Origin of the sequence: Gottfriedia luciferensis, assembly GCF_002156865.1 — a bacterium.
Lineage (GTDB): Bacteria > Bacillota > Bacilli > Bacillales > Bacillaceae_G > Gottfriedia > Gottfriedia luciferensis.
The window spans coordinates 14,541-38,413 of record NZ_NCTA01000025.1; the positions used below are offsets into that span (position 1 = coordinate 14,541).

At 31.0% G+C, this 23,873-nt stretch carries 22 protein-coding genes and 1 pseudogene; 17 read left to right on the forward strand and 6 right to left on the reverse strand.

Annotated features, from left to right (window positions below; all coding sequences use genetic code 11):
- Nucleotides 1-132 precede the first annotated feature (132 nt).
- The 4 genes from metA to thrB all read left to right on the forward strand — a co-directional run bounded on the left by metA (nt 133) and on the right by thrB (nt 4,431).
- Nucleotides 133-1,038 carry a homoserine O-acetyltransferase MetA gene (gene metA, locus B7R67_RS15270; protein ID WP_088071851.1) on the forward strand — a complete coding sequence of 302 codons (906 nt, stop codon included), beginning with the start codon at nt 133-135 and terminating at the stop codon, nt 1,036-1,038.
- A 132-nt stretch (nt 1,039-1,170) separates the two neighbouring features.
- On the forward strand, nt 1,171-2,475 hold the full coding sequence (locus B7R67_RS15275) for a homoserine dehydrogenase (RefSeq protein WP_088071852.1): 1,305 nt from the start codon (nt 1,171-1,173) through the stop codon (nt 2,473-2,475).
- Nucleotides 2,468-3,526, forward strand: a complete 1,059-nt coding sequence (gene thrC, locus B7R67_RS15280) for a threonine synthase (protein WP_407920403.1) — start codon at nt 2,468-2,470, stop codon at nt 3,524-3,526. The genes B7R67_RS15275 and thrC overlap by 8 nt, the downstream gene beginning before the upstream one ends.
- On the forward strand, nt 3,523-4,431 hold the full coding sequence (gene thrB, locus B7R67_RS15285; RefSeq protein ID WP_088071854.1) for a homoserine kinase: 909 nt from the start codon (nt 3,523-3,525) through the stop codon (nt 4,429-4,431). The genes thrC and thrB overlap by 4 nt, the downstream gene beginning before the upstream one ends.
- A gap of 144 nt (nt 4,432-4,575) precedes the next feature.
- Here the strand turns inward: thrB and B7R67_RS22330 are convergent, their stop codons facing one another.
- Together B7R67_RS22330 and B7R67_RS15295 are read right to left on the reverse strand one after the other, a co-directional pair.
- Complete coding sequence (locus B7R67_RS22330; RefSeq protein ID WP_088071855.1) at nt 4,576-4,713, reverse strand: hypothetical protein; 138 nt, start codon at nt 4,711-4,713, stop codon at nt 4,576-4,578.
- Between the two features lie 226 nt (nt 4,714-4,939).
- A complete protein-coding gene (locus tag B7R67_RS15295) occupies nt 4,940-5,491 on the reverse strand; it encodes a 3D domain-containing protein (RefSeq protein ID WP_088071856.1) in 552 nt (183 codons plus the stop codon).
- A 712-nt stretch (nt 5,492-6,203) separates the two neighbouring features.
- Between B7R67_RS15295 and B7R67_RS15300 the strand changes: the two genes are divergently transcribed.
- The 5 genes from B7R67_RS15300 to B7R67_RS15320 all read left to right on the forward strand — a co-directional run bounded on the left by B7R67_RS15300 (nt 6,204) and on the right by B7R67_RS15320 (nt 14,014).
- Complete coding sequence (locus tag B7R67_RS15300; protein WP_088071857.1) at nt 6,204-7,985, forward strand: M3 family oligoendopeptidase; 1,782 nt, start codon at nt 6,204-6,206, stop codon at nt 7,983-7,985.
- A gap of 147 nt (nt 7,986-8,132) precedes the next feature.
- Nucleotides 8,133-9,872 (forward strand): ABC transporter ATP-binding protein, encoded by a 1,740-nt coding sequence (locus tag B7R67_RS15305; protein WP_088071858.1) that lies wholly within the window; start codon nt 8,133-8,135, stop codon nt 9,870-9,872.
- Nucleotides 9,853-11,688, forward strand: a complete 1,836-nt coding sequence (locus B7R67_RS15310; RefSeq protein ID WP_088071859.1) for an ABC transporter ATP-binding protein — start codon at nt 9,853-9,855, stop codon at nt 11,686-11,688. The genes B7R67_RS15305 and B7R67_RS15310 overlap by 20 nt, the downstream gene beginning before the upstream one ends.
- An 11-nt stretch (nt 11,689-11,699) precedes the next feature.
- Complete coding sequence (locus B7R67_RS15315; RefSeq protein ID WP_088071860.1) at nt 11,700-12,347, forward strand: nitroreductase family protein; 648 nt, start codon at nt 11,700-11,702, stop codon at nt 12,345-12,347.
- 287 nt (nt 12,348-12,634) lie between these two features.
- A complete protein-coding gene (locus tag B7R67_RS15320) occupies nt 12,635-14,014 on the forward strand; it encodes an APC family permease (RefSeq protein ID WP_158095126.1) in 1,380 nt (459 codons plus the stop codon).
- A 97-nt stretch (nt 14,015-14,111) separates the two neighbouring features.
- Here the strand turns inward: B7R67_RS15320 and pepF are convergent, their stop codons facing one another.
- A complete protein-coding gene (gene pepF / locus B7R67_RS15325; RefSeq protein WP_088071862.1) occupies nt 14,112-15,923 on the reverse strand; it encodes an oligoendopeptidase F in 1,812 nt (603 codons plus the stop codon).
- A gap of 233 nt (nt 15,924-16,156) precedes the next feature.
- Here pepF and B7R67_RS15330 point away from each other — a divergent pair, with 233 nt between their 5' ends.
- The 6 genes from B7R67_RS15330 to B7R67_RS15355 all read left to right on the forward strand — a co-directional run bounded on the left by B7R67_RS15330 (nt 16,157) and on the right by B7R67_RS15355 (nt 20,438).
- Entirely contained in the window at nt 16,157-16,690 is a 534-nt protein-coding gene (locus B7R67_RS15330; RefSeq protein WP_088071863.1) for a hypothetical protein, read from the forward strand.
- A 24-nt stretch (nt 16,691-16,714) separates the two neighbouring features.
- Nucleotides 16,715-17,593, forward strand: coding sequence for an ABC transporter permease subunit (locus B7R67_RS15335; protein WP_088071864.1), 879 nt, complete (start codon nt 16,715-16,717; stop codon nt 17,591-17,593).
- Nucleotides 17,590-18,633: a peptide ABC transporter permease gene (locus tag B7R67_RS15340; protein ID WP_088071865.1), complete on the forward strand. Its 1,044-nt coding sequence runs from the start codon at nt 17,590-17,592 to the stop codon at nt 18,631-18,633. The genes B7R67_RS15335 and B7R67_RS15340 overlap by 4 nt, the downstream gene beginning before the upstream one ends.
- A 165-nt stretch (nt 18,634-18,798) precedes the next feature.
- Nucleotides 18,799-19,155 carry a DnaJ family domain-containing protein gene (locus tag B7R67_RS15345; RefSeq protein WP_088071866.1) on the forward strand — a complete coding sequence of 119 codons (357 nt, stop codon included), beginning with the start codon at nt 18,799-18,801 and terminating at the stop codon, nt 19,153-19,155.
- Between the two features lie 238 nt (nt 19,156-19,393).
- Nucleotides 19,394-19,897 (forward strand): ankyrin repeat domain-containing protein, encoded by a 504-nt coding sequence (locus B7R67_RS15350; protein ID WP_088071867.1) that lies wholly within the window; start codon nt 19,394-19,396, stop codon nt 19,895-19,897.
- Between the two features lie 328 nt (nt 19,898-20,225).
- A complete protein-coding gene (locus tag B7R67_RS15355) occupies nt 20,226-20,438 on the forward strand; it encodes a hypothetical protein (RefSeq protein WP_088071868.1) in 213 nt (70 codons plus the stop codon).
- Nucleotides 20,439-20,636: 198 nt separating this feature from the next.
- Here B7R67_RS15355 and B7R67_RS15360 read toward each other — a convergent pair whose 3' ends face one another.
- Nucleotides 20,637-21,023 carry a hypothetical protein gene (locus tag B7R67_RS15360; protein ID WP_088071869.1) on the reverse strand — a complete coding sequence of 129 codons (387 nt, stop codon included), beginning with the start codon at nt 21,021-21,023 and terminating at the stop codon, nt 20,637-20,639.
- A 184-nt stretch (nt 21,024-21,207) separates the two neighbouring features.
- Complete coding sequence (locus B7R67_RS15365) at nt 21,208-21,690, reverse strand: CarD family transcriptional regulator (protein ID WP_088071870.1); 483 nt, start codon at nt 21,688-21,690, stop codon at nt 21,208-21,210.
- 337 nt (nt 21,691-22,027) lie between these two features.
- Here B7R67_RS15365 and B7R67_RS15370 point away from each other — a divergent pair, with 337 nt between their 5' ends.
- Nucleotides 22,028-22,315: a hypothetical protein gene (locus tag B7R67_RS15370; protein ID WP_088071871.1), complete on the forward strand. Its 288-nt coding sequence runs from the start codon at nt 22,028-22,030 to the stop codon at nt 22,313-22,315.
- A gap of 184 nt (nt 22,316-22,499) precedes the next feature.
- A complete protein-coding gene (locus B7R67_RS15375) occupies nt 22,500-22,742 on the forward strand; it encodes an amino acid transporter (RefSeq protein ID WP_088071872.1) in 243 nt (80 codons plus the stop codon).
- 419 nt (nt 22,743-23,161) lie between these two features.
- Here B7R67_RS15375 and B7R67_RS15380 read toward each other — a convergent pair.
- Nucleotides 23,162-23,873, reverse strand: a pseudogene (locus B7R67_RS15380) (hypothetical protein); the annotation flags it as partial.

Below are 23,873 nucleotides of genomic sequence, written 5' to 3' on the forward strand. Positions count from 1 at the left end.
TGAAGGAATAAATATACATTTGCTCCAATAAAATTTAATTTTTTGTTTCAAAACATAATCTTTAAGGCAGTAGAATTCATGCTTATTTAGAAATTCTACTGCCTTATCCCTGACTAAAAGGAGTGGAAGAAAATGCCAATTATTATTAATAAAGATTTACCAGCTACTGAAATATTAACGAATGAAAATGTTTTTTATATGACGAAAGAAAGAGCGGAGTCTCAAGATATTCGACCACTTCAAATTGGCATATTAAACTTAATGCCTACTAAAATCGAAACTGAAACGCAAATATTACGTTTAATTGCGAACTCACCTTTACAAGTAGATATTGAATTAATTGGTACGGAGTCATACAAGCCCAAAAATATATCAGAAGAACATGTATCGAGTTTTTATAAAACGATTTCACAAATTCAAGATATAAAATACGATGGTTTTATTATTACTGGTGCACCTGTAGAAACATTGGAATTTGAGGAAGTAGAGTATTGGTCTGAATTGAAAGAGATTATGGAATTTACAAAAGAGAACGTTACTTCTACATTGCATATTTGTTGGGGCGCACAAGCAGGTCTTTTCCATCATTATGGTGTTCCTAAACATGAATTAAACAAAAAAATGTTTGGTGTTTTTCCACATACATTAGAAGATCGTTTTGTGAAACTTGTTAGAGGTTTTGATGATGAATATTATGTTCCACATTCTAGACATACAGAGGTTAGAAAAGAGGATATTGATAAAGTTGGAGATTTAAAGATATTAAGTATGTCAAAAGAAGCAGGAGTTCATTTAGTTGCAAGTGAAGATGGGAAACAAATATTTGCAACTGGCCATCATGAATACTGTATTAATACTTTAAAATCTGAGTATGAAAGAGATATCCAAAGAGGATTCGAAATTGATATACCAAAAAACTATTTTTTAAATGATAATCCAAAAAACGAACCGATTGTACGATGGAGAAGTCATGGTAATTTACTATTTTTAAACTGGTTAAATTATTACGTTTATCAAGAAACCCCTTACAATCTATAATGCACTTTTGTTAAATTTATCATTTCGTCAAGTCTAAAATAAAAATTATTCGAAAATTTAAAAAAGTGATTGCTATTTTCATAAACTATTCCCATAATGGTAATAATATCAAAATTTAACGGAGGAGATCACATGAAGGACTGTATTTCAATTGGCTTATTAGGACTAGGAACTGTAGGAAGTGGTGTCGTAAAAATCGTTGAAGATCATCAAGATCGATTAGCACATCAAATCGGCTGTTCAGTAAAAGTAAAAAAAGTATTGGTTAAGGATCTTGAAAAGGAACGTTCGATTCCAGTTCAGAAAGATTTTTTAACAAATGATCCGTATGAAGTATTAGATGATGCTGATATTGATGTAGTAGTAGAAGTAATGGGTGGCATTGATGATGCAAGACATTATATTCTTCATGCCCTTCGAAATAAAAAACATGTCGTAACTGCTAATAAAGATTTAATGGCTCTTTATGGAACAGAATTACTACGTGTAGCAAACGAAAATAAATGTGATTTATTTTATGAAGCTAGTGTTGCTGGTGGAATTCCAATTATTCGTAGTTTAGTAGATGGATTAGCTTCAGATCGTGTTACAAAACTAATGGGTATTGTAAATGGTACAACTAATTTTATCCTTACAAAAATGAGTAATGAAGGCAAAGCCTATGAAGAAGTGTTAAAGGAAGCACAAGAGCTTGGTTTTGCTGAAGCAGATCCTACATCTGATGTTGAAGGACTTGATGCTGCTAGAAAAATGACAATTTTAGCGAAGTTAGGCTTTTCAATGGATGTTGAACTTGAAGATGTTCAAGTGCGAGGTATTAGTTCAGTATCTGCAGAGGATATTGATTATGCAAAGTACTTTGGTTATACAATGAAATTAATCGGATATGCAAAAAGAAATGAAAATCGAATTGAAGTAAGTGTAGGACCAACTTTAGTAACTCATAATCATCCGTTAGCTTCTGTAAGTAATGAATTTAACGCAGTTTATGTATATGGTGAAGCGGTTGGAGAAACAATGTTCTATGGTCCTGGTGCAGGTAGCTTACCAACAGCAACGGCAATTGTATCAGACTTAGTTGCAGTCATGAAAAATATGCGCTTAGGTGTAAATGGTACAAGTGCAGTATTGCCACAGTATCCTAAAGAATTAAAAGAAGATCATGAGATTTACTATAAATCATTTTTCCGCTTTACAGTACAAGATCAGCTAGGATCATTTGCTAAAATTACATCTCTATTTACTGAAGCTGATATTAGCTTTGAGAAAATCATTCAAGTACCACTAAAGCATAAGGGATTAGCAGAAATCATTTTAGTAACTCATCATGCTTCGTACTCAGCATACAAAAATGTGATTGAAAATTTAGAATCATCTGATGTTGTCGATGAAGTACGTAGTTACTATCGAATTGCAGGTGAAGATCGTGATGTATAAAGGGTTAATTGAAAAATATTCAACATATCTACCAGTCAGTGAAGAAACGCCTTTCGTAACTTTAAATGAAGGGAATACACCATTACTTTTTTTACCTCGTTTATCTCAAGAATGGGGAATTGAATTATTCGTAAAATTGGAAGGTTTAAATCCTACCGGTTCATTTAAGGATAGAGGAATGGTAATGGCTGTTGCTAAGGCAAAAGAAGAAGGTAGTACAGCAATTATTTGTGCATCAACTGGAAACACATCTGCCGCTGCTGCCGCTTATGCTGCAAGAGCTGGGATGAAATGTATTGTCATTATTCCTAATGGAAAAATTGCATACGGAAAACTAGCACAGGCTGTAATGTATGGTGCACATATTATTAGTATCGATGGGAATTTTGATCATGCATTACAAATGGTCAGAAAAATTAGTGAAACAGAGCCAATTACATTAGTAAATTCAGTAAACCCATATCGAATTGAAGGTCAAAAAACAGCGGCATTTGAAATATGTGAACAATTAGATGGTACACCTGATATTCTAGCAATTCCTGTAGGAAATGCTGGAAATATCACTGCTTATTGGAAAGGATTTAATGAGTTTAAACAATTAAAAGGATTTAAATTACCGAAAATGCACGGATTTCAAGCTGATGGTGCTGCCCCAATTGTTTATAACAAAAAAATAGACAATCCAGAAACAATTGCAACTGCAATTCGCATTGGTAATCCTGCAAGTTGGGAGCACGCAGTAAATGCGATTCAACAATCTAATGGTGAAATTGATAGTGTAACTGATGATGAAATCTTACAAGCATACAAATGGATTGCATCAAAAGAAGGAGTATTTGCAGAACCAGGCTCATGTGCAAGTATTGCAGGTGTGTATAAACAGTTACAATCTGGAATCATCAAAAAGGGCTCAAAGGTTGTTGCAATCTTAACAGGCAATGGATTAAAAGATCCCGATATTGCAATTGAAACAAGTAAGATTGAACCAATTTTATTGCCAAATGATGAAAGAATCGTATCAGAACATTTACAAGGTGTGGTTACGATATGAAAAAGTTTTTGCAAATAACAGTTCCTGCAAGTACAGCAAATGTAGGACCTGGCTTCGATTCAATTGGAATTGCATTAGGTAGATATTTAACAATTAATGTTTTTGAAAATGACAAATACAGTTGTGAAGGATCTAGTGGTTTTTTACATGATATTCCTTTAGACGAGACGAATTTGATATTTGAAACAGCAATTCAGGTTGCAAAAGAAAACAACAAAGAATTACCAACTTGTCATTTAGAGCTTGAAAGTAATATTCCGTTAACAAGAGGTTTAGGAAGTAGTGCTTCCGCTATTGTTGGTGGGATCATTTTGGCAAATGAACTTTGTGATTTACAACTTTCTTTAGAAGAACAACTTAGAATTGCTACATCAATAGAAGGTCATATGGATAACGTAGGTGCTTCACTATACGGTGGTTTAGTAGTTGGAACTTATATTGATGGAAAAGCATATATCCAACAATCTCAATTAAATAAAGTTTCGGTAGTGGCAATTATTCCAAAATATGAATTAGAAACGAAACATGCAAGGAATATATTACCAAAGTCAATATCACATAAGGATGCAATTCTCTCAAGCAGTTTTAGTAATGTACTTGTATCAGCACTTTTAACAGAAAATTGGAAGCTTGCAGGTGATATGATGAAAAGAGACTTATTTCATGAACCATATCGATCTAAAATAGTAAATGAGCTAGAAACCTTAAAACAAATCCAAACGCCAGAATTTGTATATGGGTATGTATTAAGTGGTGCAGGACCAACAGTTCTAGTTTTTGTGAAAGTAGAAAATTGTAATGAGGCAACAAATTATTTTTCATGTTTATTTCCAAAATGTGATGTAAGCGAGATAAAAATAGTAAATGAAGGTGCAACTGTAAAACAGACGATTCATTCAAATTAAATAAAACTTGCCGATTGTGGGGCTTTTAGGCGAACATAGATAGCTAATTGCACTTATACTTAATCTTTAAAATTGGCAAATACGTCGAATTACACCGCTGCCAATTTAAACTTTTAAACCACTCAACTTTTTAAAGCTGAGTGGTTATTTATTTTCGTTTTCTTTCATATATTTCTCCGCAAGCAACTGTTTAACCTGATTATAGGTTAAACCTGAATTAGTATTTTGTCTTTTTACTTCTGTAATATCAGTTCCAGTGATCGTAAATCGTTTATCTTTCATAAATTTCATCTCCAATTTTGTTTATAATGATATTATTTATTTAAAATTGGAAATTATGCTTTATGGGGAAAGCAGGGAAAGCAGGGAAGGCAGGGAAAGCAGGGAAAGGCAGGAAAAGCAGATAAAGAAATATATTATACTTTCCCCTGGATCCTGCATTTCCTTGTACCTGCTCTTAATATTTTTCAACAGCATAAAAAAAGAGCCTTACTATAGGCTCGTCTTTTTATTTCTTATAAACTTTTACCGTAACTGTTTTAACTCCCCATTTAAGGGCATTTTTCTGATTTGGGATAAATACATCTATTTTATTACCTTTTAGTGATCCACCAGTATCTCCAGCAATTGCATAACCATAACCATCTACATATACTTTCGAACCAAGTGGAATTACTTTAGGATCCACAGATATAACTTTTAAATTTGGATTCTTTTTTAAGTCTAATCCAGTTGCAGTTTTTCCGCTACATCCTTTACAGCTACCAGTATAAGCAGTAGCTTTCATTTTAATTACTTTATAAGGTGTACCAGGCTTAGCTGATGTTTTAGTAGTTGTTTTCTTAGTTGTAGGATTAATTTGCAGTACTTGATTAACGTTTATTAGATCACTTTTTAATTTATTCCAAGCTTTAATTTGAGATACAGTAACCTTTTGCTTTTTTGCGATAGCAGATAATGTATCTCCTGATTTAACTTTGTATGTACTTGCATATGTATGTGTTGTAAATCCCATCGTTAGAAAAACAGTAGTAACAAAACATGTCATTAATTTTTTCATATTTCTCGCTCCTGTCAATTTCTATGTTACTAACTTTACCATGGAATTGTGACAGCAAGATGTCAGTAGCTTTATATTATATTACAAGTATGTTACTTATTTTTGTAATTTTCTATCAATTAACCCTAAACATAACAGTTTATTTCGACAAGTAGAAGGAAGGCTATGCGAGAAAAATCGAAAAAAATGGGTTAGGAATATTCAATAAATTGATACTCTTATTTCATGGGGCGCAAGGGTTTAACCTACCTGTCACATTCTCTTCAAAGAGTCACACCGATCAATCCGTTTTTAGGAATCTCGACATTTTTCTTCAAACCTTCCTAAAGAATGATTTTTTGTAACATAACGACTTGTTTTGTAATATTTGAATCGATTTAATAGGAGATTTGTTGATTATTGGTTCAAAAAAATCAAAATTTTATTATGAAAAATTACTACGATTGTAACAAAAAGGAGCTTTTTGTAACATTTCTACCAATTTAAGGTTGTTTTATTTTTATTTCAGCTTCAAATTATTTAATTAAAACCATGTAATAGAAACAAACAATAAAAAATACTTAAAAAGTACATTTACATAAATATCCAGATTCTTTATTGAAATGAAATGCTAAACACTTGATAATTGTTAAAAAGTTGGATGATTAGACTAAATATTTTGAATAATGTATAATAACAAATGTATTTAATTTAACGCAAAAGGTGGGGTAATATGTCAACGAATACCTATTCACTAACATGGGATTTAGATGTTTTTTTTAAAGGGGGAAGTGAATCTCCTGAATTTGCTCAATACATAGAAGAGATTTCTAGATTAGTAGAAAAATTTGAAAATCAGATTTCTCAATTTATTGCTCCAAAACATTCTGAAGAAATTTCGGATTTGAATGAAATAATTGAGAGTATTCAAGAAATAGGAAAAAAATTACAACAAGCAAGTGGGTTTGTTAGTTGTTTACAAGCACAAGATATGGCTGATCAAAAGGCTAATTTATTAAGAAGTACTTTAACGCAAATAAGTGCAAGCTTTTCTACTACAGTAACAAAATTTCACGATCAACTAACTAAAATAGAAGAAAACGTTTGGGAAGATATTTTAGAAAGAGAAGAATTCAGCGAAATTTCATTCGTACTAAATGAACGTCGACAAAAAGCAAGCGAATTATTATCCGTTGATCAAGAAGCATTAATTACAGCTCTATCTGTAGATGGATACCATGGTTGGGGACAAATGTACGATACAGTTGTTGGGAAAATGGAAATAGAGCACGATGATAAGGTGTTATCGGTAGGTCAGGCTTCTAATTTATTTTCTTCAAAAGACCGCAAAGTTCGTAAAGAAATTTTTGAAAAATGGGAAGAGACTTGGGGAAATGAGTCTGATTATTTTGCAAAAATATTAAACCATTTAGCAGGTTTCCGTTTAAGCGTATATGGACAAAGAGGTTGGAGTAACGTTTTAAAAGAACCTTTATCAATTAATCGAATGAGTAATGAAACATTAGAATCAATGTGGGGAGCAATTATCGACAATAAAGCGCCATTTGTTGAATATTTACAAAGAAAAGCAAAAATATTAGGTGTTGAGAAATTAAGCTGGTATGATTTAGATGCTCCAGTTGCAGATATTGATTCAACTGTTTCATATTCTGAAGGTGCAGAATTTATTTTAAATCAATTTGATCAATTTGGTGATGAATTAACTAATTTTACGAAAATGGCTTTTGAAGATTCATGGATTGAGGCAGAAGATCGTGCTGGTAAACGTCCTGGAGGTTTTTGTACAGGATTCCCTGAAAGTGCACAATCACGTATTTTTATGACGTATTCAGGAACGCCTTCTAATGTTTCAACATTAGCACATGAGTTAGGACATGCATTTCATTCATATGCAATGAAAGACGTTCATACGTTAAATAAATATTATGCAATGAATGTTGCTGAAACGGCATCAACTTTCGCGGAAATGATCGTAGCTGATGCTGCGGTTAAAAATGCTAAAACTGAAGAAGAGCGTCTAGCTTTATTAGAAGACAAAATTCAACGCAGTGTTGCATTCTATATGAATATTCATGCTCGTTTCTTATTTGAAACTCGTTTTTATGAAGAACGTAAAAACGGTGTTTTAAGTAAAAATCGAATAAATGAATTAATGGAAGAAGCACAAAAAGAAGCATATTGTGGATCTTTAGAAGAATATCATCCACATTTCTGGGCATCTAAATTACATTTTTATATTACTAGTGTGCCATTTTATAACTTCCCATACACTTTTGGGTACTTATTCTCATTAGGAATCTATGCTAAAGCATTAGAAGAAGGAAAAAGTTATGAAAAGAAATATATTGCTCTTTTAAAAGATACAGCTTCTATGTCAGTTGAACAATTAGCTCAAAAACATTTAGGTGTGGATTTAACAAAACGTGAATTCTGGGAAAAAGCGGTAAAACTATCTCTAAAAGACGTAGAAGAATTTTTATCCATCACTGAATGATATCTTTTTAATGAGAAGGACTCGTTTAATTACGAGTTCTTTTCCTGTTTTTTATCGTTTTATTAAAATTTTAGTAGATTCATTAGATAGAGATTAGAAAATATGGAGGGGTTAATCATCATTACCTCTTAGTCAGGGAGTGACTAAATGAATAGTTTTAAGTTTTTAAAACCATATCGAATGACAATGTTCGTTGCAATCTTTTTTCTACTATTAGAATTAGTTGTTGAATTATTTCAACCGTATATTCTATCAAAAATAATTAATAATGGGATTGTACACAAGGACTTGGCTTATGTTTCAAAATGGGGCATTATCATGATTGTCTTATCCGTTGTTGCTTTCCTAGCAGGTGTGTTGAATACTTTCTATGCAACTCATGTAGCTCAAAGTTATTCATTTGTACTAAGAAAAACGCTATTTGAGAAAGTTCAATCGTTTTCATTTACTACTTTTAGTTTTTTACCAACTTCTTCAATTATTACTAGACTAACAAATGATGTTTCTCAATTACAAAGTGCTGTTTTTATGAGCTTAAGAATTATTTTACGAGCTCCATTAATTGTAACTGGTAGTGTAATAATGGCGTTAATTTTAAATTGGAAACTCTCATTTATTTTATTTTTAATCCTTCCTTTCTTATTTATGTTCTTAAATTGGATGGTTAAAAAAGGAAGAGGACTTTTTAAAAATGTTCAAGAAAATGTGGATGTTGTAAATAGTGTACTTAGGGAAAATCTAGTAGGTATGAAATTAATAAAAGCCTTCGTACGAAATGACTATGAAAATAAACGATTTCAACATATAAATAAAAATTTAAAACAAAAAACTTCTGTTGCTTTAAGAACAATGGAAATTACAATGCCAGTTATGCTTCTTTTTATGAATGCTTCAATACTCGTTGTTTTATGGTTTGGAAATAGCAAAGTTCATACTCATGAAACGAATATAGGGGATATTGTCGCAATCGTAAATTATATTTCACGTATTACATCATCTTTCTCGGTTTTTTCATTCATTATTAGTGCCTTTTCGAGAATGCGAGCATCTTCTGAAAGAATTGATGAGATTTTAACGATTGAAGAGGATCTTATTGAAAAGAACGAAGGGAATAATTTAAGGAATCGATTAGAAGGTAAAATTCAATTTCATCAAGTTTCATTTCGTTACCCTAATTCAGATAAAGAAGTATTGAATAATATTTCATTTTTAGCTTACCCTGAACAGACGATTGCGATATTAGGCTCAACAGGTTCTGGTAAAACATCGTTATTCCAATTAATACCTCGATTATATGAAGCTGACGGAGGATCGATTTTAATTGATGATCAAGATATTCGTAAAATGAATAGTAAACAGCTTAGAGGTCAAATTGGCTATGTACCGCAAGAAGCATTGTTGTTTACAGGTACAATAAAGGAAAACTTACTGATGGGTAGAGAGGACGCTACAGATGAAGAAGTCTATTTAGCAGCAAAGCATGCTCAAATTCATGAAACAATCCTTTCATTCCCGAATGGCTATGAGAGTAAAATAGGTCAAAAAGGTGTGAACCTATCAGGTGGTCAAAAACAAAGATTGGCAATCGCAAGAGCAATCATTAGAAAACCGAGTATTTTATTACTCGATGATAGTACTAGTGCATTAGATTTAAAAACTGAAGCTAGTTTAATTGAGGCATTGAAAAATTATAAATGTACAACTTTAATCATTACACAAAAAATAACAACAGCTAAAAACGCAGATAAAATTTTAATTATTGATGAAGGACAATTAGTTGAAGAAGGGACACATGATTCGCTTTTAAACAGTTCAAAACTTTATAAAGCAATCTACTACTCCCAATATGGGAAGGAGGAGTTGATGGATGTTAAAGGAGCTAATTAAACCTTTCAAATATAAGCAGATAAAATTGTCAAATGAGATAGAGAAAAAAGAATCCTCTCGTGCTAAAAATGTTTCATCTACAATAAAAAGAATTTGGAACTATTTAGCTTTAATGAAAGGTAAGTTAATCGGCGTACTTTTTTTAGTTTTAGTAAGCTCGGGACTTGGTTTATTGGGGCCAGTGTTAGTAGGTTATTCAATTGATCATTATATATTGAAATATAATTTAAATGGTTTAAGCCTGTTAATTCTAGCTTTAGTGTTTATTTATTTAGGCTATTCAATTTCATTATTTTTACAAAATTTTTGGATGATCGATATCGCTCAAAACACAGTAACAAAAATGAGAACTGAGTTGTTTAACATGTTTCATAAATTACCGATGTCATTTTTTGAAAAAAGACAGCACGGTGAATTAATGAGTCGTGTAACAAATGATTTGGAAAATGTTAGTTCAACATTGAATACTTCAGTAATCCAAATTTTTTCAAGTGTTTTAACGTTAATTGGAACAGTTACAGTCATGATATGGTATAGTCCATTGTTAACATTATTGACATTATCAATTGTTCCAGTGTTAGTTATTGGAATTAAGTGGATTACACGCCGCACAGGACAACTTTATAAAATTCAACAGCGGAATTTAGGAGAATTAAATGGATTTATAGAAGAGACAGTATCTGGACAACGAATTATCAAAACATTTTCTCAAGAAGATAAAATGATTCGAGATTTTCTAAGTAAAAATGAGAAACTAAAAAACTCTGGATTCTGGGCATTCATTTTTGCTGGATTTATTCCTAAGTTCATGAATGTATTAAATAATGTCAGTTTTGCAATCATTGCAGGTATTGGTGGTTATTTTGCTTACAAAGGACATATCTCAATCGGTACAATCGTTGTATTTACAGAGTATTCAAGGCAATTTACACGACCACTAAATGATTTATCAAATCAATTTAATACATTATTATCTGCAATTGCAGGAGCGGAACGAGTATTTTCAATTATCGATGAGGACATTGAAGCGATAGATGAATCGAATATTGTGAATGATAAAAAAATAATTAAAGGAGAAGTAGAATATAAAAACGTTCATTTCTCCTATGGAAATGATTCGAATACATTAACAAATGTTTCTTTCAAAGTATCACAAGGCGAGACAATTGCTTTGATCGGACCAACGGGTGCAGGTAAAACGACGATTGTAAATTTACTTTCACGCTTTTATCCTATCAATAGTGGTGATATACTCATAGATGGTGTAAGTATTGATCAATATTCTAGAAAAAATTTAAGACAACAAATGGCATTTGTATTACAAGATTCTTTCTTATTCAAAGGAACAATTCGTGAAAATATTCGATACGGTCGTTTAGATGCAACAGATGAGGAAGTTGAAGAGGCTGCTAAGCTAGCAAATGCACATAGTTTTATTATGAATTCTGCAAATGGATATGATACAATTTTACAACAGGATGATCAGCAAATTAGTCAAGGTCAAAAGCAACTTCTCTCAATTGCTAGAGCTATTTTAGCAAATCCTGCTATTTTAATTTTAGATGAAGCTACAAGCAGTATTGATACAATTACAGAAATTAAAATTCAGGAAGCTTTACAAAGACTAATGCAAGGCCGAACAAGCTTTGTAATTGCTCATCGATTAAATACAATAAAAAATGCTAATCAAATTCTTGTTTTGAAAAATGGAATGTGTATTGAGAGAGGTTCACATGATGATTTAATCAATAAACGAGGTTTTTACTATGATTTAGTAAAACATCAGGGGATGAATGAAGATCAGCATGCAGGATAAAGGGTGGAAAAATGGATTACAATTCGTTTAAAGAAATTATTCATGGTAGAAGAAGTATTCGTAAATTTACAGATCAAGCAGTTTCAAATGAAGTAATTGAAGAAATTATCGACTGCGCACGTTATGCTCCAAGTGATACAAATTCACAAACTTGGGAGTTTATCATAATTAAAAATACTGACAAAATCAAAAAAATTGAAGAAATGACATGGGATTCATTACATGCAGTAGCAGAAAAAGCTAAAGAAAAAGGATTAGAAAAAGAAGGGAAATTATTAGTCCGTTCATTTGGTCCTTATGCAACTGCATTCAGAGAAGCACCAGTACTAATTATTTGTTTAGCAACACCATATGAGTCAAAGTTCCGTACAAAAATATTTGATCCAATTGGATTTGTTGAACCTGAAGTTTGGAAAGAAGAGGGAATTAAAAGTAGTTGCCTAGCATCACAAAACTTAATGCTTGCTGCACATTCATTAGGTCTTGGAACTTGTCCGATGACAGGTCCTGTGTTATTAGCACAAGATAAGTTAAGAGATTACTTAGATATTCCAGAAGATCGAGAAATCAATATGGTCATTTCACTTGGCCATCCAGCTGAGCCAGCTAAAAAACTTGCTCGTAAGGAAGTTTCGGAAATTATCCGTTACGTTGATTAAATTATTATTCTAGAGAAGTATTATCCATGCTTTTCAGACTGTTGACATAATTTTTCAATCAGTCTGATAATCAGATAGACAGGACTTTGACTAAAAAAAGAGAAGCATTATTCATGCTTCTCTTTTTTTTGTTTAATTCATAATATGTTTAGAATCTCTATCAATATATTTCGTAAAAAAATATATTGATATAAAAATAAGGTTTGAATTTATATTTACATATATGTATAATTACTCAAGTGATTATTAAAAAGATGATTTTTTATTTTGAAAGGTGCAATATCAACATGGATTCGACGAAAAAATTAGGTGTAATAGGTTTATCATTTTTAAGTATTAATGCAATATTAGGATTACGAAATATTGCTTTTGCTTCTACAATTGGGCCATCTGCAATATTTTATTGGATTGTAGCAGCGTTAATCTATTTTATTCCAATTGGCTTAATCGTAGCGGAATTGTCTACAACCTATCCAAATCAAGGCGGTATGGGTGTTTGGGTAAGAAAAGCTTTTGGAGAGAAAGCTTCATTTTTATGTTCATGGTTTTTTTGGATTGCTAATTTTACATATTATCCATCACTACTTTTAACAACAACCATTGCAATTGCATACGGAATTCACCAACCACAGATGGCAAACCATCCTATGGAAACTGCAATTATTTCTAGTATTATATTTTGGGTCGTAACACTTCTTACTTTAAAAGGAACAAAAATGAGTGGTAGACTTGCATCAATAGGCGCACCACTTGGCGTTTTAGTTCCTGCAATATTAATTTTTGGCTTTGGTTTTTATAGTATGTTTAGTGGAGAGCCAAGTGCTACCCATTTTACACAAAATACAATTATGCCAAATAATTTATCATTTGGAACAATTATGTTTTTATCTACTTTAATGTTTGGATTTTCTGGAGCTGAAATGCTTGGAACAATTGCAGGGAATGTAAAAGATCCTCAGAAAACCTTCCCGAGAGCAATTTTTATCACATCAATTATTATTGCTGCGGTATATATTCTTGCTACGGTAGCATTTCAATTTGTTATTACAATCACTTCTGACCAAACGGCAACGGCTCTTTATTTATTTGCAGATAAAGTGACTTCACAATTCGGACTGAATTTTTCTTTATCTCAAATTTTAGGTATTTGCTTTGTATTAGCATTCGTAGGTTCACTGTCATTTTTAATTTTAAATCCTAGTGTAATGATTGCTGAGAGCGCAAAAGAGGTACTTCCTAAAAGTTTACTAAAGGAAAATAAAGATGGTATGCCTTCAATTCTTATATTAGGTCAAGCTGTTGCAGTTACACTCATTTTATTACTGTCAGCTTTTGTACCCAGTGTATCATCAGCATTAAATATGTTAATTTTAATGTCTACACTAGCATTTTTTATACCATATGTATTTTTAATTAGTGCATATATCAAACTTAGACTGACGGATCAGAAAATTGAAAGACCGTTTAAAATTAAAAGTAATGCATTAGCAATCTTAGTTGCCGTTGTCGGAATGATATCAGTCGTTGGAACAATCGGTTTAACAGTAATTCCTGCTCCTAATACTACATTACTTGAATATTTACCAATCGTTATTGGTCCGATTTTATTCGGAGGTATTGGTTTTATTCTTTATAGTACTGGGACGAAAGGAAAGAAAAAGAAATAAACAACTAAAAAACACCTAAATTATTCATGAAAGAGTAATTTAGGTGTTTTTTTTATGATTTGTAATTTATCATCAATTAACATTAAATTAGATTTGTTTAAAATAGTGACTCAAGTTCATTGACTAATGAACCAACATATTCAACAGCTTCTTTAATTGGTGCGCTTGTCGTTAAATCAACTCCAGCCATTTTTAATAATTCCTCAGGCTTTTTTGAACCACCAGCTTTTAATACTTCAATCCAAGCATCAATAACTGGTTGACCCTCAGATTCAATTCTTCTAGAAATAGCAGTTGATGCTGTTAAACCGGCAGAATAGGTATATGGATATAATCCCATATAATAATGTGGTTGACGCATCCAAGTTAAGCTTGCACCTTCATCAATTTCAACGGAATCTCCCCAGAATTCTTTTAATACATTTCCTTTGACTTCGCAGAATGTAGTTGCTGTAAGAGAAGTACCTTTTTCTGCAAGCTCGTAAATTCTTCTTTGAAATTCACCTTCCAATAAATGGGTCACAAAATTATGATAATAAGTTCCTAATAATTGTAGAATTACCCAGCGCTTCATGTTTGGATCATTTGTTTGTTTCAATAAATATTGGCCTAATAACATCTCATTAAATGTAGATGGGGCTTCAACGAAGTACATAGAAGGTCGGGTATTTACAACACGTTGGTTTTTGTTTGCATAATAAAAATGCCCTGCATGTCCAAGTTCATGAGCAAGAACAAAAGCGTTTCGCATATTATCTTGCCAGCTGATCAAGATGTATGGATGTACTCCGTATGGACTTGAGCAAAAAGCACCTGTTGATTTTCCAACATTATCTGAATAGTCAATCCATCTTTCATTAAATGCTTTTTCCATTATTGATACATATTCAGGTCCCATAACTTCTAGTGATTTTAAGATTGTATCTTTTGCTTCTTCATAAGTAGTAGTTGGATTAAATTTAACATCTAATGGTGCTTTTAAATCATAGAAATGAAGTGTTTCAAGACCAAGTTGCTTTTTCTTTAAGTTTGCGAGTTTACGCATATGTGGTGCTAATTCCTTATAAATAACATTTAATTGATTATGGTACATATCCAAAGATACTTTATGATCCTCTAATAACATATGTGTAACAGACTTGTAATTGCGTAATTTACTAAGTGCTACTTCTTTTTTAACTTGAGTTGCATAAACCGAAGCATAGGTGTTCTTGTATTGGTTAAGTGTTTTCGTAAAGGATTCATAAGCATTTTTACGTACGGTATGGTTTGGAGAGAATTCATATAAATTTTCAAACATTGCAAATGAATTTTCTAATTCTTTTCCATTTTCATCTTCCAAGGAATCGAATTCTAAATCAGCGGCCTTACTTGTTTCATAAATTCGATAGGGGGCGGAATGGACTTCACCTAATGCAGCTAAAGCCTCTTCAGTTTCCGGGAGTAATTTATGTTGTTTAGATGAGATAATTTCTTCTAAAAATAATTTAAATACACCAATTTCATTTTCTTCTTTTATAAAACTTTCTAACATTGCTTCATCCAAATTTAATAGCTCTGAATGAATAAAGGTTAAAGTAGTATCTACTTTTGTATTTAAGCTTGAATATTGTAAGCTATCTGATTGATTTTGCGGATTTGTGCCATCTTCAGATTGACGTAACCCTACATATGTACCACAACGAATTAATTGAAGCATAATTGATTCATAAGTTAATAATGTCTTTTTTAAATGATTAGCAGATGAAAGGACAGACCCCTTGAATGTTTTTGCTTCGTCTAGTTCATTTTCAATCATTTCTAAAGCAACCAGCCATTCTACACGAGAAGGATATAAATCCTTCAAATTCCATGTCATTTCAGTTGGGACTTCAGAACGGTTTAAACGTTTTACTAACATTTTTTCCATTAAATAGCCTCCTTCAATTATAGTTGGTACGAGTCCATTATACGTTATTTGAATCGGATTTAGTGTGAAGTTATTCGATAAAATAGAAAATTTTTACAATTAAATTGCATAAAACATTAATATTTTGTTAAAATTAAATGAATTTAATCAAAATTGTAACTATTTTGTCATTAATTCTTAATTAGTATGTAATCTATTTATTTTTCAGTAGAAAGGGGTTTTTGATCGAACTGATGAAAAATTTAAAAACGATTTTTATAGTAAGTTTGGCAACTATTACACTATCAGCATGCACAATTAAAAAACCTCCTCAAAACTTGGATATTCAAGCAACTGGTGGATTTGAGCCAGGAAGTGTTACAATCGCGATTGAATCATCTTTATCAAAAAATGCTAAGTTAGATATTATGATTAAAGATGATGATTCGAAAAAAACTATCTATGAAACTACTCTTAAAACAGACGAAAAAGGGAGAGCTAATAAAAAAATTAGTTTAGATGTAGGGAATAAGAAATTAACTGGAATATTATTATTTAAACCTGAGAACCAACCTAAAGCTATTCAAGATAAATTTGGCCATTATGGTCAAAATATTCGTTCTAATGCTTTAGGCTATACAGTAGGCAAATTACATAACGAAAAGTATATGTATATTAAGCAGTATGGCAGTTTTTTAAAATTTGGAGCTATAAACGATGCGGGTAATCTTATATTTTTAAATAAAAAATTGAAATTAGATAAGGAGGGGAATATTGTACACAATTAACAATTGGTGATTGTGTAAAAAAACATGATACAAACTAGTAAACTAATCTCAAAATATATTCTTCAATTTTGTTTAACGATAGTTGGTATAGGATTCATTACGGCGATTTCTTTTACGTTGTTTTTACCAGAAGGAGAACGCTTAACAGAGTTTTGGAATCAACTTCAAATCTTTTTTTGGAGTTTTTTCTACTTCGATCATTTAGAGGTTTATATAAAAGATTTTCAATATGTTCCTTTTTCCTCCGTATTATCTGATCCGTATGTTTATTCTATTACAATCCTTTTTTCAGCATTTATGCTAGCGATTATTGCAGCATTAATCATATCTTATGTTGTCTATTTGGCTCCAAAGGTAGTTAGAAAAATGATTACGAGTAGTTTATTTTTCCTTCAATCAATTCCTGACGTAGTGATGATCTGTGGGATTCAACTTTTCTTTTTTTACATTTATAAAAAAACTGGGGTTAAAATTGTCGATCCAGTATCTGGTTTCGAAACAAAGGCTTACTTACTCCCTATAGTTGTCGTAGCGATTATTCCTACAATCCAATTATTCCAGATGTTATTTTTAGCGATTCATGAAGAAAAAGAGAAAGATTATGTTGAATATGCTACGGCTAAAGGCCTTTCTAATTCTTGGATATTTAATCGTCATATATTAAGGAATGTTGCAATTACATTGTTAAGTAATACTAAATTAATATTTTGGGTGATGGTATCAAATCTACTAATCGTAGAAAAATTCTTCAATATGAAAGGATATTTTTCTTTCTTATTTAATAATACTGGTTCACCTGAAATCTTTTTTATGTCTCTTGTTCTATTATTTGTACCTTTCTTTTTATTGGAAATAATTTTCAAACAAATTGTTCATAAAATGAAAGGGGGACAAGCAATATGATAAAAATAAAAAAATACTTACCGATCATAATTGGTTGTTTCATTATTTTTGGATTAATCGCCTTTAGTTTTATTTATACTTACTTTATAAAGGATACTTTAAAACCACCGCCTTCATTGTTATACAATGAAAAAGGAAAATTAATTGGAACTTATGGTTATCCCCCAAGTCTGAAATATATTTTTGGTGTCGATCGTTTTGGAAGGGATGTATTTTGGATGGTAATCGATGGTGCTAAATATACGATATCGATTGCAATCGTTGTTGGATTCTTGAGGGTATTAATTGGTGGGATTTTAAGCTCATTTTACGGTTTTATGAGTACTACCATGTTGCGAATCATTGATCCAGTTGTTAATGCTTTTCGTTTTATTCCAGCTGTAATTATTTTATTTCCATTCTATCTTAAATTAAATGATGTTCCTGATGCAGCGAAAGAGAGAACAATTGCAATTCAACTAATTTTATTAATTATTGTTTCAGTTCCGGTTATCATGAATGCTTTAGGAGAGGAAGTTAGAGCATTTTTAAAAAATGACTTTATTATTAGTTCAAAAATTATTGGTGCACGAAATGGATGGATTCGCCGAAAACATGTGATTCCATTTCTTCAAAATCGATTACTTTTATTATTTGTGCAACAAACGATACAAACATTATTTTTATTAACACAATTAGGCGTATTTAGGTTGTTTATTGGTGGGATTAAAATTCTCTCTCTAGATATTGGTGTCGATCGACAGATGTCAAAAGCAAATGAATGGTCGGCCATGATTGGTGCGAATTATTTTGAATTATCAATTGATCCATGGGTAATCGTTGGTCCAAGTATTGCCTTTATTGTAACGATATTCGCGTTTAATCTTATTAAATTAGGAATTGAACGAATTATTAATAACCAAGCGAGTGATAAGAAGAAATATAAAGTTGATTCCGAAAATAAATTTAGTGACTTGAATGACTTTGATTTTGTTAATAAAAAAACAAACGAGGAATTTAAAGGACAAATTAAAGAAGATTCTAAGTATGTCCTGACTTAATGAAGAAAAACTTTGAAAAGCTTAAATCGAATTCCAATTATAAGTTTAACTCATAAATGAGTTAAACTTTTTTACTTGTTTTTTTAAAATGCATATGATGAATAGAGGGGATTTTTAATAAGAAGAGAAAATAGTATAGCATCAATAAAAAAGGTGGCTAGTATTATGACGAATAATGAAAAATATGTAGACTGGCTAGATGAAATTGTTAAACGTCATGAAAAAGTAGGTGGATTTGAGAATTTACCTGGATTAGGTAAGCCATTGCCAAAAGAGCTTTTAAAAGATGATCTTTTGACTACAGTCATTAAAAGAACAGGTTTTATGCCAGACTGGTTAGTTAAGCAAAAGAAGATATTTACGATGCTCGAAAGTATTGTTTTAAAAATCAATACTAATTCAAATGATAAAGATATTGATAAATTCATTACAGAGGTAAACGCTGAGATTAAGAACTATAATTTAGGTTGTCCATTTTCAATGCAAAAAGCTTATATTAATAAGGAAAATATAGAGAAATAATTAATTCTTTGGCGATAAGAATCATTTTTATAACAAGGTTATTATCGGAAATATGTAACGAAATCAAACAAAAAAGCAGACATTATGTTCTGCTTTTTAATCTTTTTTACAGGAAATTACTATAAATTTGTAGAATATTGTTAAAAGCAGACTTGAATGAAGATTGATTCTGAAAACTTATAAGTGCAATTAAGTAAGGCTTTTATAAAATAGAAAGTACGAAGAAGGAGAGAGAATAATGGAAGAGTTAATAACGTTTTTATTTGAGGCTTCAGAAAAAGGAAATTCTCAAAAAGTGAATGAGATATTGAATAATGACTCTAGCTTAATTCACGCGGAAAATGAGCATGGATTAACGTTACTTGGAATTAGTGCACATTTTGGACAATTTGAAGTTGTAAAAACATTAGTAAAACATGGAGTAGAAATTAACGCCATTTCACATTCAAAACTATCATTTATTCCACAAAATACTGCACTTCACGCAGCAATTGCTGGTGCTAAATCAATTGAAATAATAGAATTTTTGTTAACAAATGGTGCAGATCCTAATCTCACTGACAGCGAAGGCAATACTCCTTTACATATCGCGGCATTTGAAGGGAATTCTGTGATTGCAGACCTTTTAGTTAAATTTAATGCTAAAATAATAAAAAATGACGCTGGAAAAACACCTTTAGAAATTGCAGAGGACCGCAATAATATAGATTTTATTAATGTACTGAACGAATTAACAAAGTAGACAAATTTCAGTAAGTCACCTATTTTGGTGGCTTTTTTATTTTTGAAGAAAGATGGATGGAACAAGACATGTAATGGGAAAATAGTGATAGTTAACTTATTATAAGAACTGATAATATTAAACAATCTTAGTCAGCGTGATTAACCTGTGAAAATTATATGAGTTTGAGTATTTGTCTCTGCTATGTGTATTAAAAATGATGAGAATTTAATACTTTAAATATAGAGTTTAAAGTATTAAATTCTAAAAAATTGTGTTGATTAATTAAACGTACAGGACAAAAGCTCTTTTGTGTCGAACTTTTCTAAGTTAGAAGGGAGATGTGAAAATGAGTAAAGAGAGTCTATTGAAGAACCTTCGACTTGCAACAAGAGGAAATTACTTTATAATTACCATTAACAATTCCTTGGAAAATGATGTAAAAATGATTGAAAAACTGGCGAGAGAACTCGAATTAGATGGGAAAATTAAACTAAAAGAATGCACAAAACAAGAAGATTCAATTTTTTTAAGTGGAATTCTTAAGTATGCATCCAATTAAATAAATTGGAGGTCAGACTGTTGATAAACGCTCGTTTTCTTCGTTGTATCGCCTGCCTGCGGTGCTCATTACCATCTGATGGTAACTCCGCTCCACCAGGCTTTGCGCCTAGAAAGACAAGCGTCTTCAATCAGTCTGAAAATCAATTAAAAAGACCTTTTCTTATTATCAAAGTAAAGTCCTTTTAAATTTTTGTTCTTAATCTACTTCAGTTATTCTGTAAATATAATGACCCTCATTAAAACCAAACTCTTCAATAAAAAATGTTTTATCATGGCTACGTTTTTTTAAGAGATCGTCATTAATAAAGTTTTTTTGCTGGAAATCATCACTTTCATTAATTTTATCTTCGCTTTTTAAGCTTAATTTTTCTTGATTTTCTAACGAATCCTCTGCTCCAGCAAGAAGTATATATGAACTCATACCATTGGAATTTTCATAAACAATATGTTCTTTATATAGGTTAGGATTTAGGCCGAACGCTTTAAATAATTTCTTATGACTATCGACTGACAGTCGGATGTTTTTATGCTGATCATTTAAAAAAAGCCTAACAGGATGATGGATATAAACTTGTATATTCAATAGATTTCCACCTTTTTGTAAAAGAATAATTTGTTAGTTATTAATATTAAATATTATATGGAATGTAAATGGGGTGACAAACGAGGAGATTGTATTTACTTATTAAAAGGAGGTTCTTTAAATTACAGGATTTGTAAATTTGAAATGCTGTACTCATATTTAAAAGAAGTTTATTTGAAAATTTTTAACGATATAGTAGTTCTTTGGCTTGAATTTCTGTAATCCCTTTAACTAAGCTAAGTTCACTTATTAATATTTTACTTGCGTTTCCTAGCATTTGTTTTTCACTTGAATTAAGAGATTTTTCTTTTTCTATACGAATTAAATCACGTACTACTTCTGAGCCTTCCTCAATATTACCCGTTTTCAATTTCTCAGTATTTAACTTAAATCTCTGTTTATACGAAAGAGAGCGATCAGATTCTCCATTATGAAAATTATATAATACAGTGTCGAGTGTATGTGGATCTACGACCATTCGAATTCTTGAGTTATTCATTTTTGAAATTGGAATCATTACTTCCATCTTTTTAATGAGTAATCTTATAATAAAATACTGCTGTATTTCTCCTTGAACCTCTTTCTCTTCAATAGATTCAATTACACCTGCTCCTTGCAAAGGATAAAAAATACTATCACCAACTTCAAACATAATGTACACCTCCAACAAATTAATGAACTATCTAATCATAACACTTAATATTTTTTTGTCAAAATAAACATTTTATCACTTATGAATAATTCATGTCAATACTTAAAAGAGAGTTTCAGTAAGCGTTTACATTATTAATTGGATCTGAAAAAAATTATTGATATATACTATAATACGTGATCATTTTGAATCATTAATTCATAAGAAAAAGAGCTAAAGATTAAACAACTCTTTTTTCAAATTTGGAAGATTATTTGAACGAGATTAGACTAGTTATTTATTTTAATCATGTTATAATATCTATAAAAATAAAATGGTATTATTTTCCAAAAAAATAAAGGGAGGTTTACTTATGAAAAAAAGATTAGTAGTTTCGATTAGTTTTGTAAGTGTAATCGCATTATCACTCGGATTTGCAAAAGACTACAAAAATAATAAGGTTTATGCTCAGACTAATGGAGATCAATCTAAACTTATTACGATAGAGGAACAAAATCGAAGAGAAAGTAAGGTAGTAGAAGGTACAGATGTCAAAACTCATATAACAGCAGATGAGCAAAATATGGTGGAAAATAGTTCAGCAAAACAAGGGTTTGTACAACAAGAAAATGGGACAGGTTTCTTTTTTGAAAAGAAATAAAATAAAAAATAAATATTAACTAACGTATGCATTGTTGTCTAACAAATGGAAGATAATCGTTAATCAAATCATGAGCTATTTCACTCAAAGACCGTTACAGAATCAATTTTGAAAACTATATAAACAGACTTCTGATGTGAATTCTTCCTGTCTAGCATTAAATTCAAAAGTATGGGGTGATGAAATGAAAAATGATAACGAAACTTTAAAGGATAGACAATCTTTAGAGGAAATACAGGTATTGAGTCAAAAACAACCATTTAATGATGTGATAGACCATTTTAATAAAATTGAGGGAAATACTCCTCGTGCATCAAATGCGAAGCTTAATAGTTTGCCGAAGCCAATTAAATATACAGGTTATTTTATCATTTTTTTCTTTTTAATTGCCTTTTTATTAACGCTTATTATGAACAGTATAGATTAATAATATAGAAATATTTCCTTTCAAATCTACTAATAACAATATTATGAGTAGGACAGCACTAGATTAACTTAAGTGCTGTCCTACTTTATTATATTTACAAATATTAATACGCATATAAACATTAAATTAAAAATCAATTTAATTAGAAAGATTCGGTAATGTTAATTTTTGATATTTTACAAAACACATTTTTGAAAAAGATTTTTTAGAATTTATATTATAGTTTATTTAGAGATTGATTGGAGTGGAAGGTGGGAGACTCCTATGGGAGTAGCGGGAAGGGTGAGACCCCGCAGGCTTGCCGAGGAGGCTCAGCTCACGCCCCATGGAAAGCGAGCATCCTGGAACGGAAATCAACCTTCTTTTTTAACAATGCCTAAATACAAAAAGGAATCGCTAATTTGCGATTCCTAAAACATTTATTTATTTGCTGCATTTATTACTTTAAGAGAATCATTTAATGCAGTTTGACACTTACTTACATTTGGATTTGTAGAACGGGTTGATGCTAGTACAACATCGATTGTCCCATCTATTTTAGTCCAAGTTTTGCCGTCTATTTTTCTTAGTTTAGCTTCTGAAGTGTCCCATTGATGCTCCAATTTATCAGCATTATTTTTAGCTGAATTAAAATTATTAGAATTTACATTTTTTAACAAATCATTTTCTATTTTAACAAAATCATTTAATTGACCAGTTAATGTAGTTTGCGTAGATTTTAAACTATTACTACGCCATACATAACCACCTACTCCAACAAGGAGGAAGATACAGATTACCGCTATTGTTTGTCTTAAAACATGTTTCTTATCCCTAGTTACCTCATTTGTTTCTTCTGTTTCTGTATTATTTAATCGATCAACTTTCGTAATTGCAAGGAAAACAATGATTGCCAAAATAGCTACTAGAAAGATTACGCTAGTGCTCGTTGTTCCTAAACCTAAACCACCATTTACTTTTGGCTGAGATAGGTAATCACCTAAAGATGCTCCAAGTGGACGCGTTAAAATATACGCAATCCAAAACGATAAAACCCCATCTATTTTCAAAAATTTATATGCTAGATATACGAAAGTAATGATGATGATAACTGTAATTCCAGTATTAAAATAGCCAAGACCTAGTTGTTCA

What these genes read in the sequence shown, in the direction of transcription:
- metA (WP_088071851.1), top strand. Translation starts at nt 133, where the DNA reads ATGCCAATTATTATTAATAAAGATTTACCAGCTACTGAAATATTAACG.
- B7R67_RS15275 (WP_088071852.1), top strand. Translation starts at nt 1,171, where the DNA reads ATGAAGGACTGTATTTCAATTGGCTTATTAGGACTAGGAACTGTAGGA.
- thrC (WP_407920403.1), top strand. Translation starts at nt 2,468, where the DNA reads ATGTATAAAGGGTTAATTGAAAAATATTCAACATATCTACCAGTCAGT.
- thrB (WP_088071854.1), top strand. Translation starts at nt 3,523, where the DNA reads ATGAAAAAGTTTTTGCAAATAACAGTTCCTGCAAGTACAGCAAATGTA.
- B7R67_RS22330 (WP_088071855.1), bottom strand. Translation starts at nt 4,713, where the DNA reads ATGAAAGATAAACGATTTACGATCACTGGAACTGATATTACAGAAGTA.
- B7R67_RS15295 (WP_088071856.1), bottom strand. Translation starts at nt 5,491, where the DNA reads ATGAAAAAATTAATGACATGTTTTGTTACTACTGTTTTTCTAACGATG.
- B7R67_RS15300 (WP_088071857.1), top strand. Translation starts at nt 6,204, where the DNA reads ATGTCAACGAATACCTATTCACTAACATGGGATTTAGATGTTTTTTTT.
- B7R67_RS15305 (WP_088071858.1), top strand. Translation starts at nt 8,133, where the DNA reads ATGAATAGTTTTAAGTTTTTAAAACCATATCGAATGACAATGTTCGTT.
- B7R67_RS15310 (WP_088071859.1), top strand. Translation starts at nt 9,853, where the DNA reads ATGTTAAAGGAGCTAATTAAACCTTTCAAATATAAGCAGATAAAATTG.
- B7R67_RS15315 (WP_088071860.1), top strand. Translation starts at nt 11,700, where the DNA reads ATGGATTACAATTCGTTTAAAGAAATTATTCATGGTAGAAGAAGTATT.
- B7R67_RS15320 (WP_158095126.1), top strand. Translation starts at nt 12,635, where the DNA reads ATGGATTCGACGAAAAAATTAGGTGTAATAGGTTTATCATTTTTAAGT.
- pepF (WP_088071862.1), bottom strand. Translation starts at nt 15,923, where the DNA reads ATGGAAAAAATGTTAGTAAAACGTTTAAACCGTTCTGAAGTCCCAACT.
- B7R67_RS15330 (WP_088071863.1), top strand. Translation starts at nt 16,157, where the DNA reads ATGAAAAATTTAAAAACGATTTTTATAGTAAGTTTGGCAACTATTACA.
- B7R67_RS15335 (WP_088071864.1), top strand. Translation starts at nt 16,715, where the DNA reads ATGATACAAACTAGTAAACTAATCTCAAAATATATTCTTCAATTTTGT.
- B7R67_RS15340 (WP_088071865.1), top strand. Translation starts at nt 17,590, where the DNA reads ATGATAAAAATAAAAAAATACTTACCGATCATAATTGGTTGTTTCATT.
- B7R67_RS15345 (WP_088071866.1), top strand. Translation starts at nt 18,799, where the DNA reads ATGACGAATAATGAAAAATATGTAGACTGGCTAGATGAAATTGTTAAA.
- B7R67_RS15350 (WP_088071867.1), top strand. Translation starts at nt 19,394, where the DNA reads ATGGAAGAGTTAATAACGTTTTTATTTGAGGCTTCAGAAAAAGGAAAT.
- B7R67_RS15355 (WP_088071868.1), top strand. Translation starts at nt 20,226, where the DNA reads ATGAGTAAAGAGAGTCTATTGAAGAACCTTCGACTTGCAACAAGAGGA.
- B7R67_RS15370 (WP_088071871.1), top strand. Translation starts at nt 22,028, where the DNA reads ATGAAAAAAAGATTAGTAGTTTCGATTAGTTTTGTAAGTGTAATCGCA.
- B7R67_RS15375 (WP_088071872.1), top strand. Translation starts at nt 22,500, where the DNA reads ATGAAAAATGATAACGAAACTTTAAAGGATAGACAATCTTTAGAGGAA.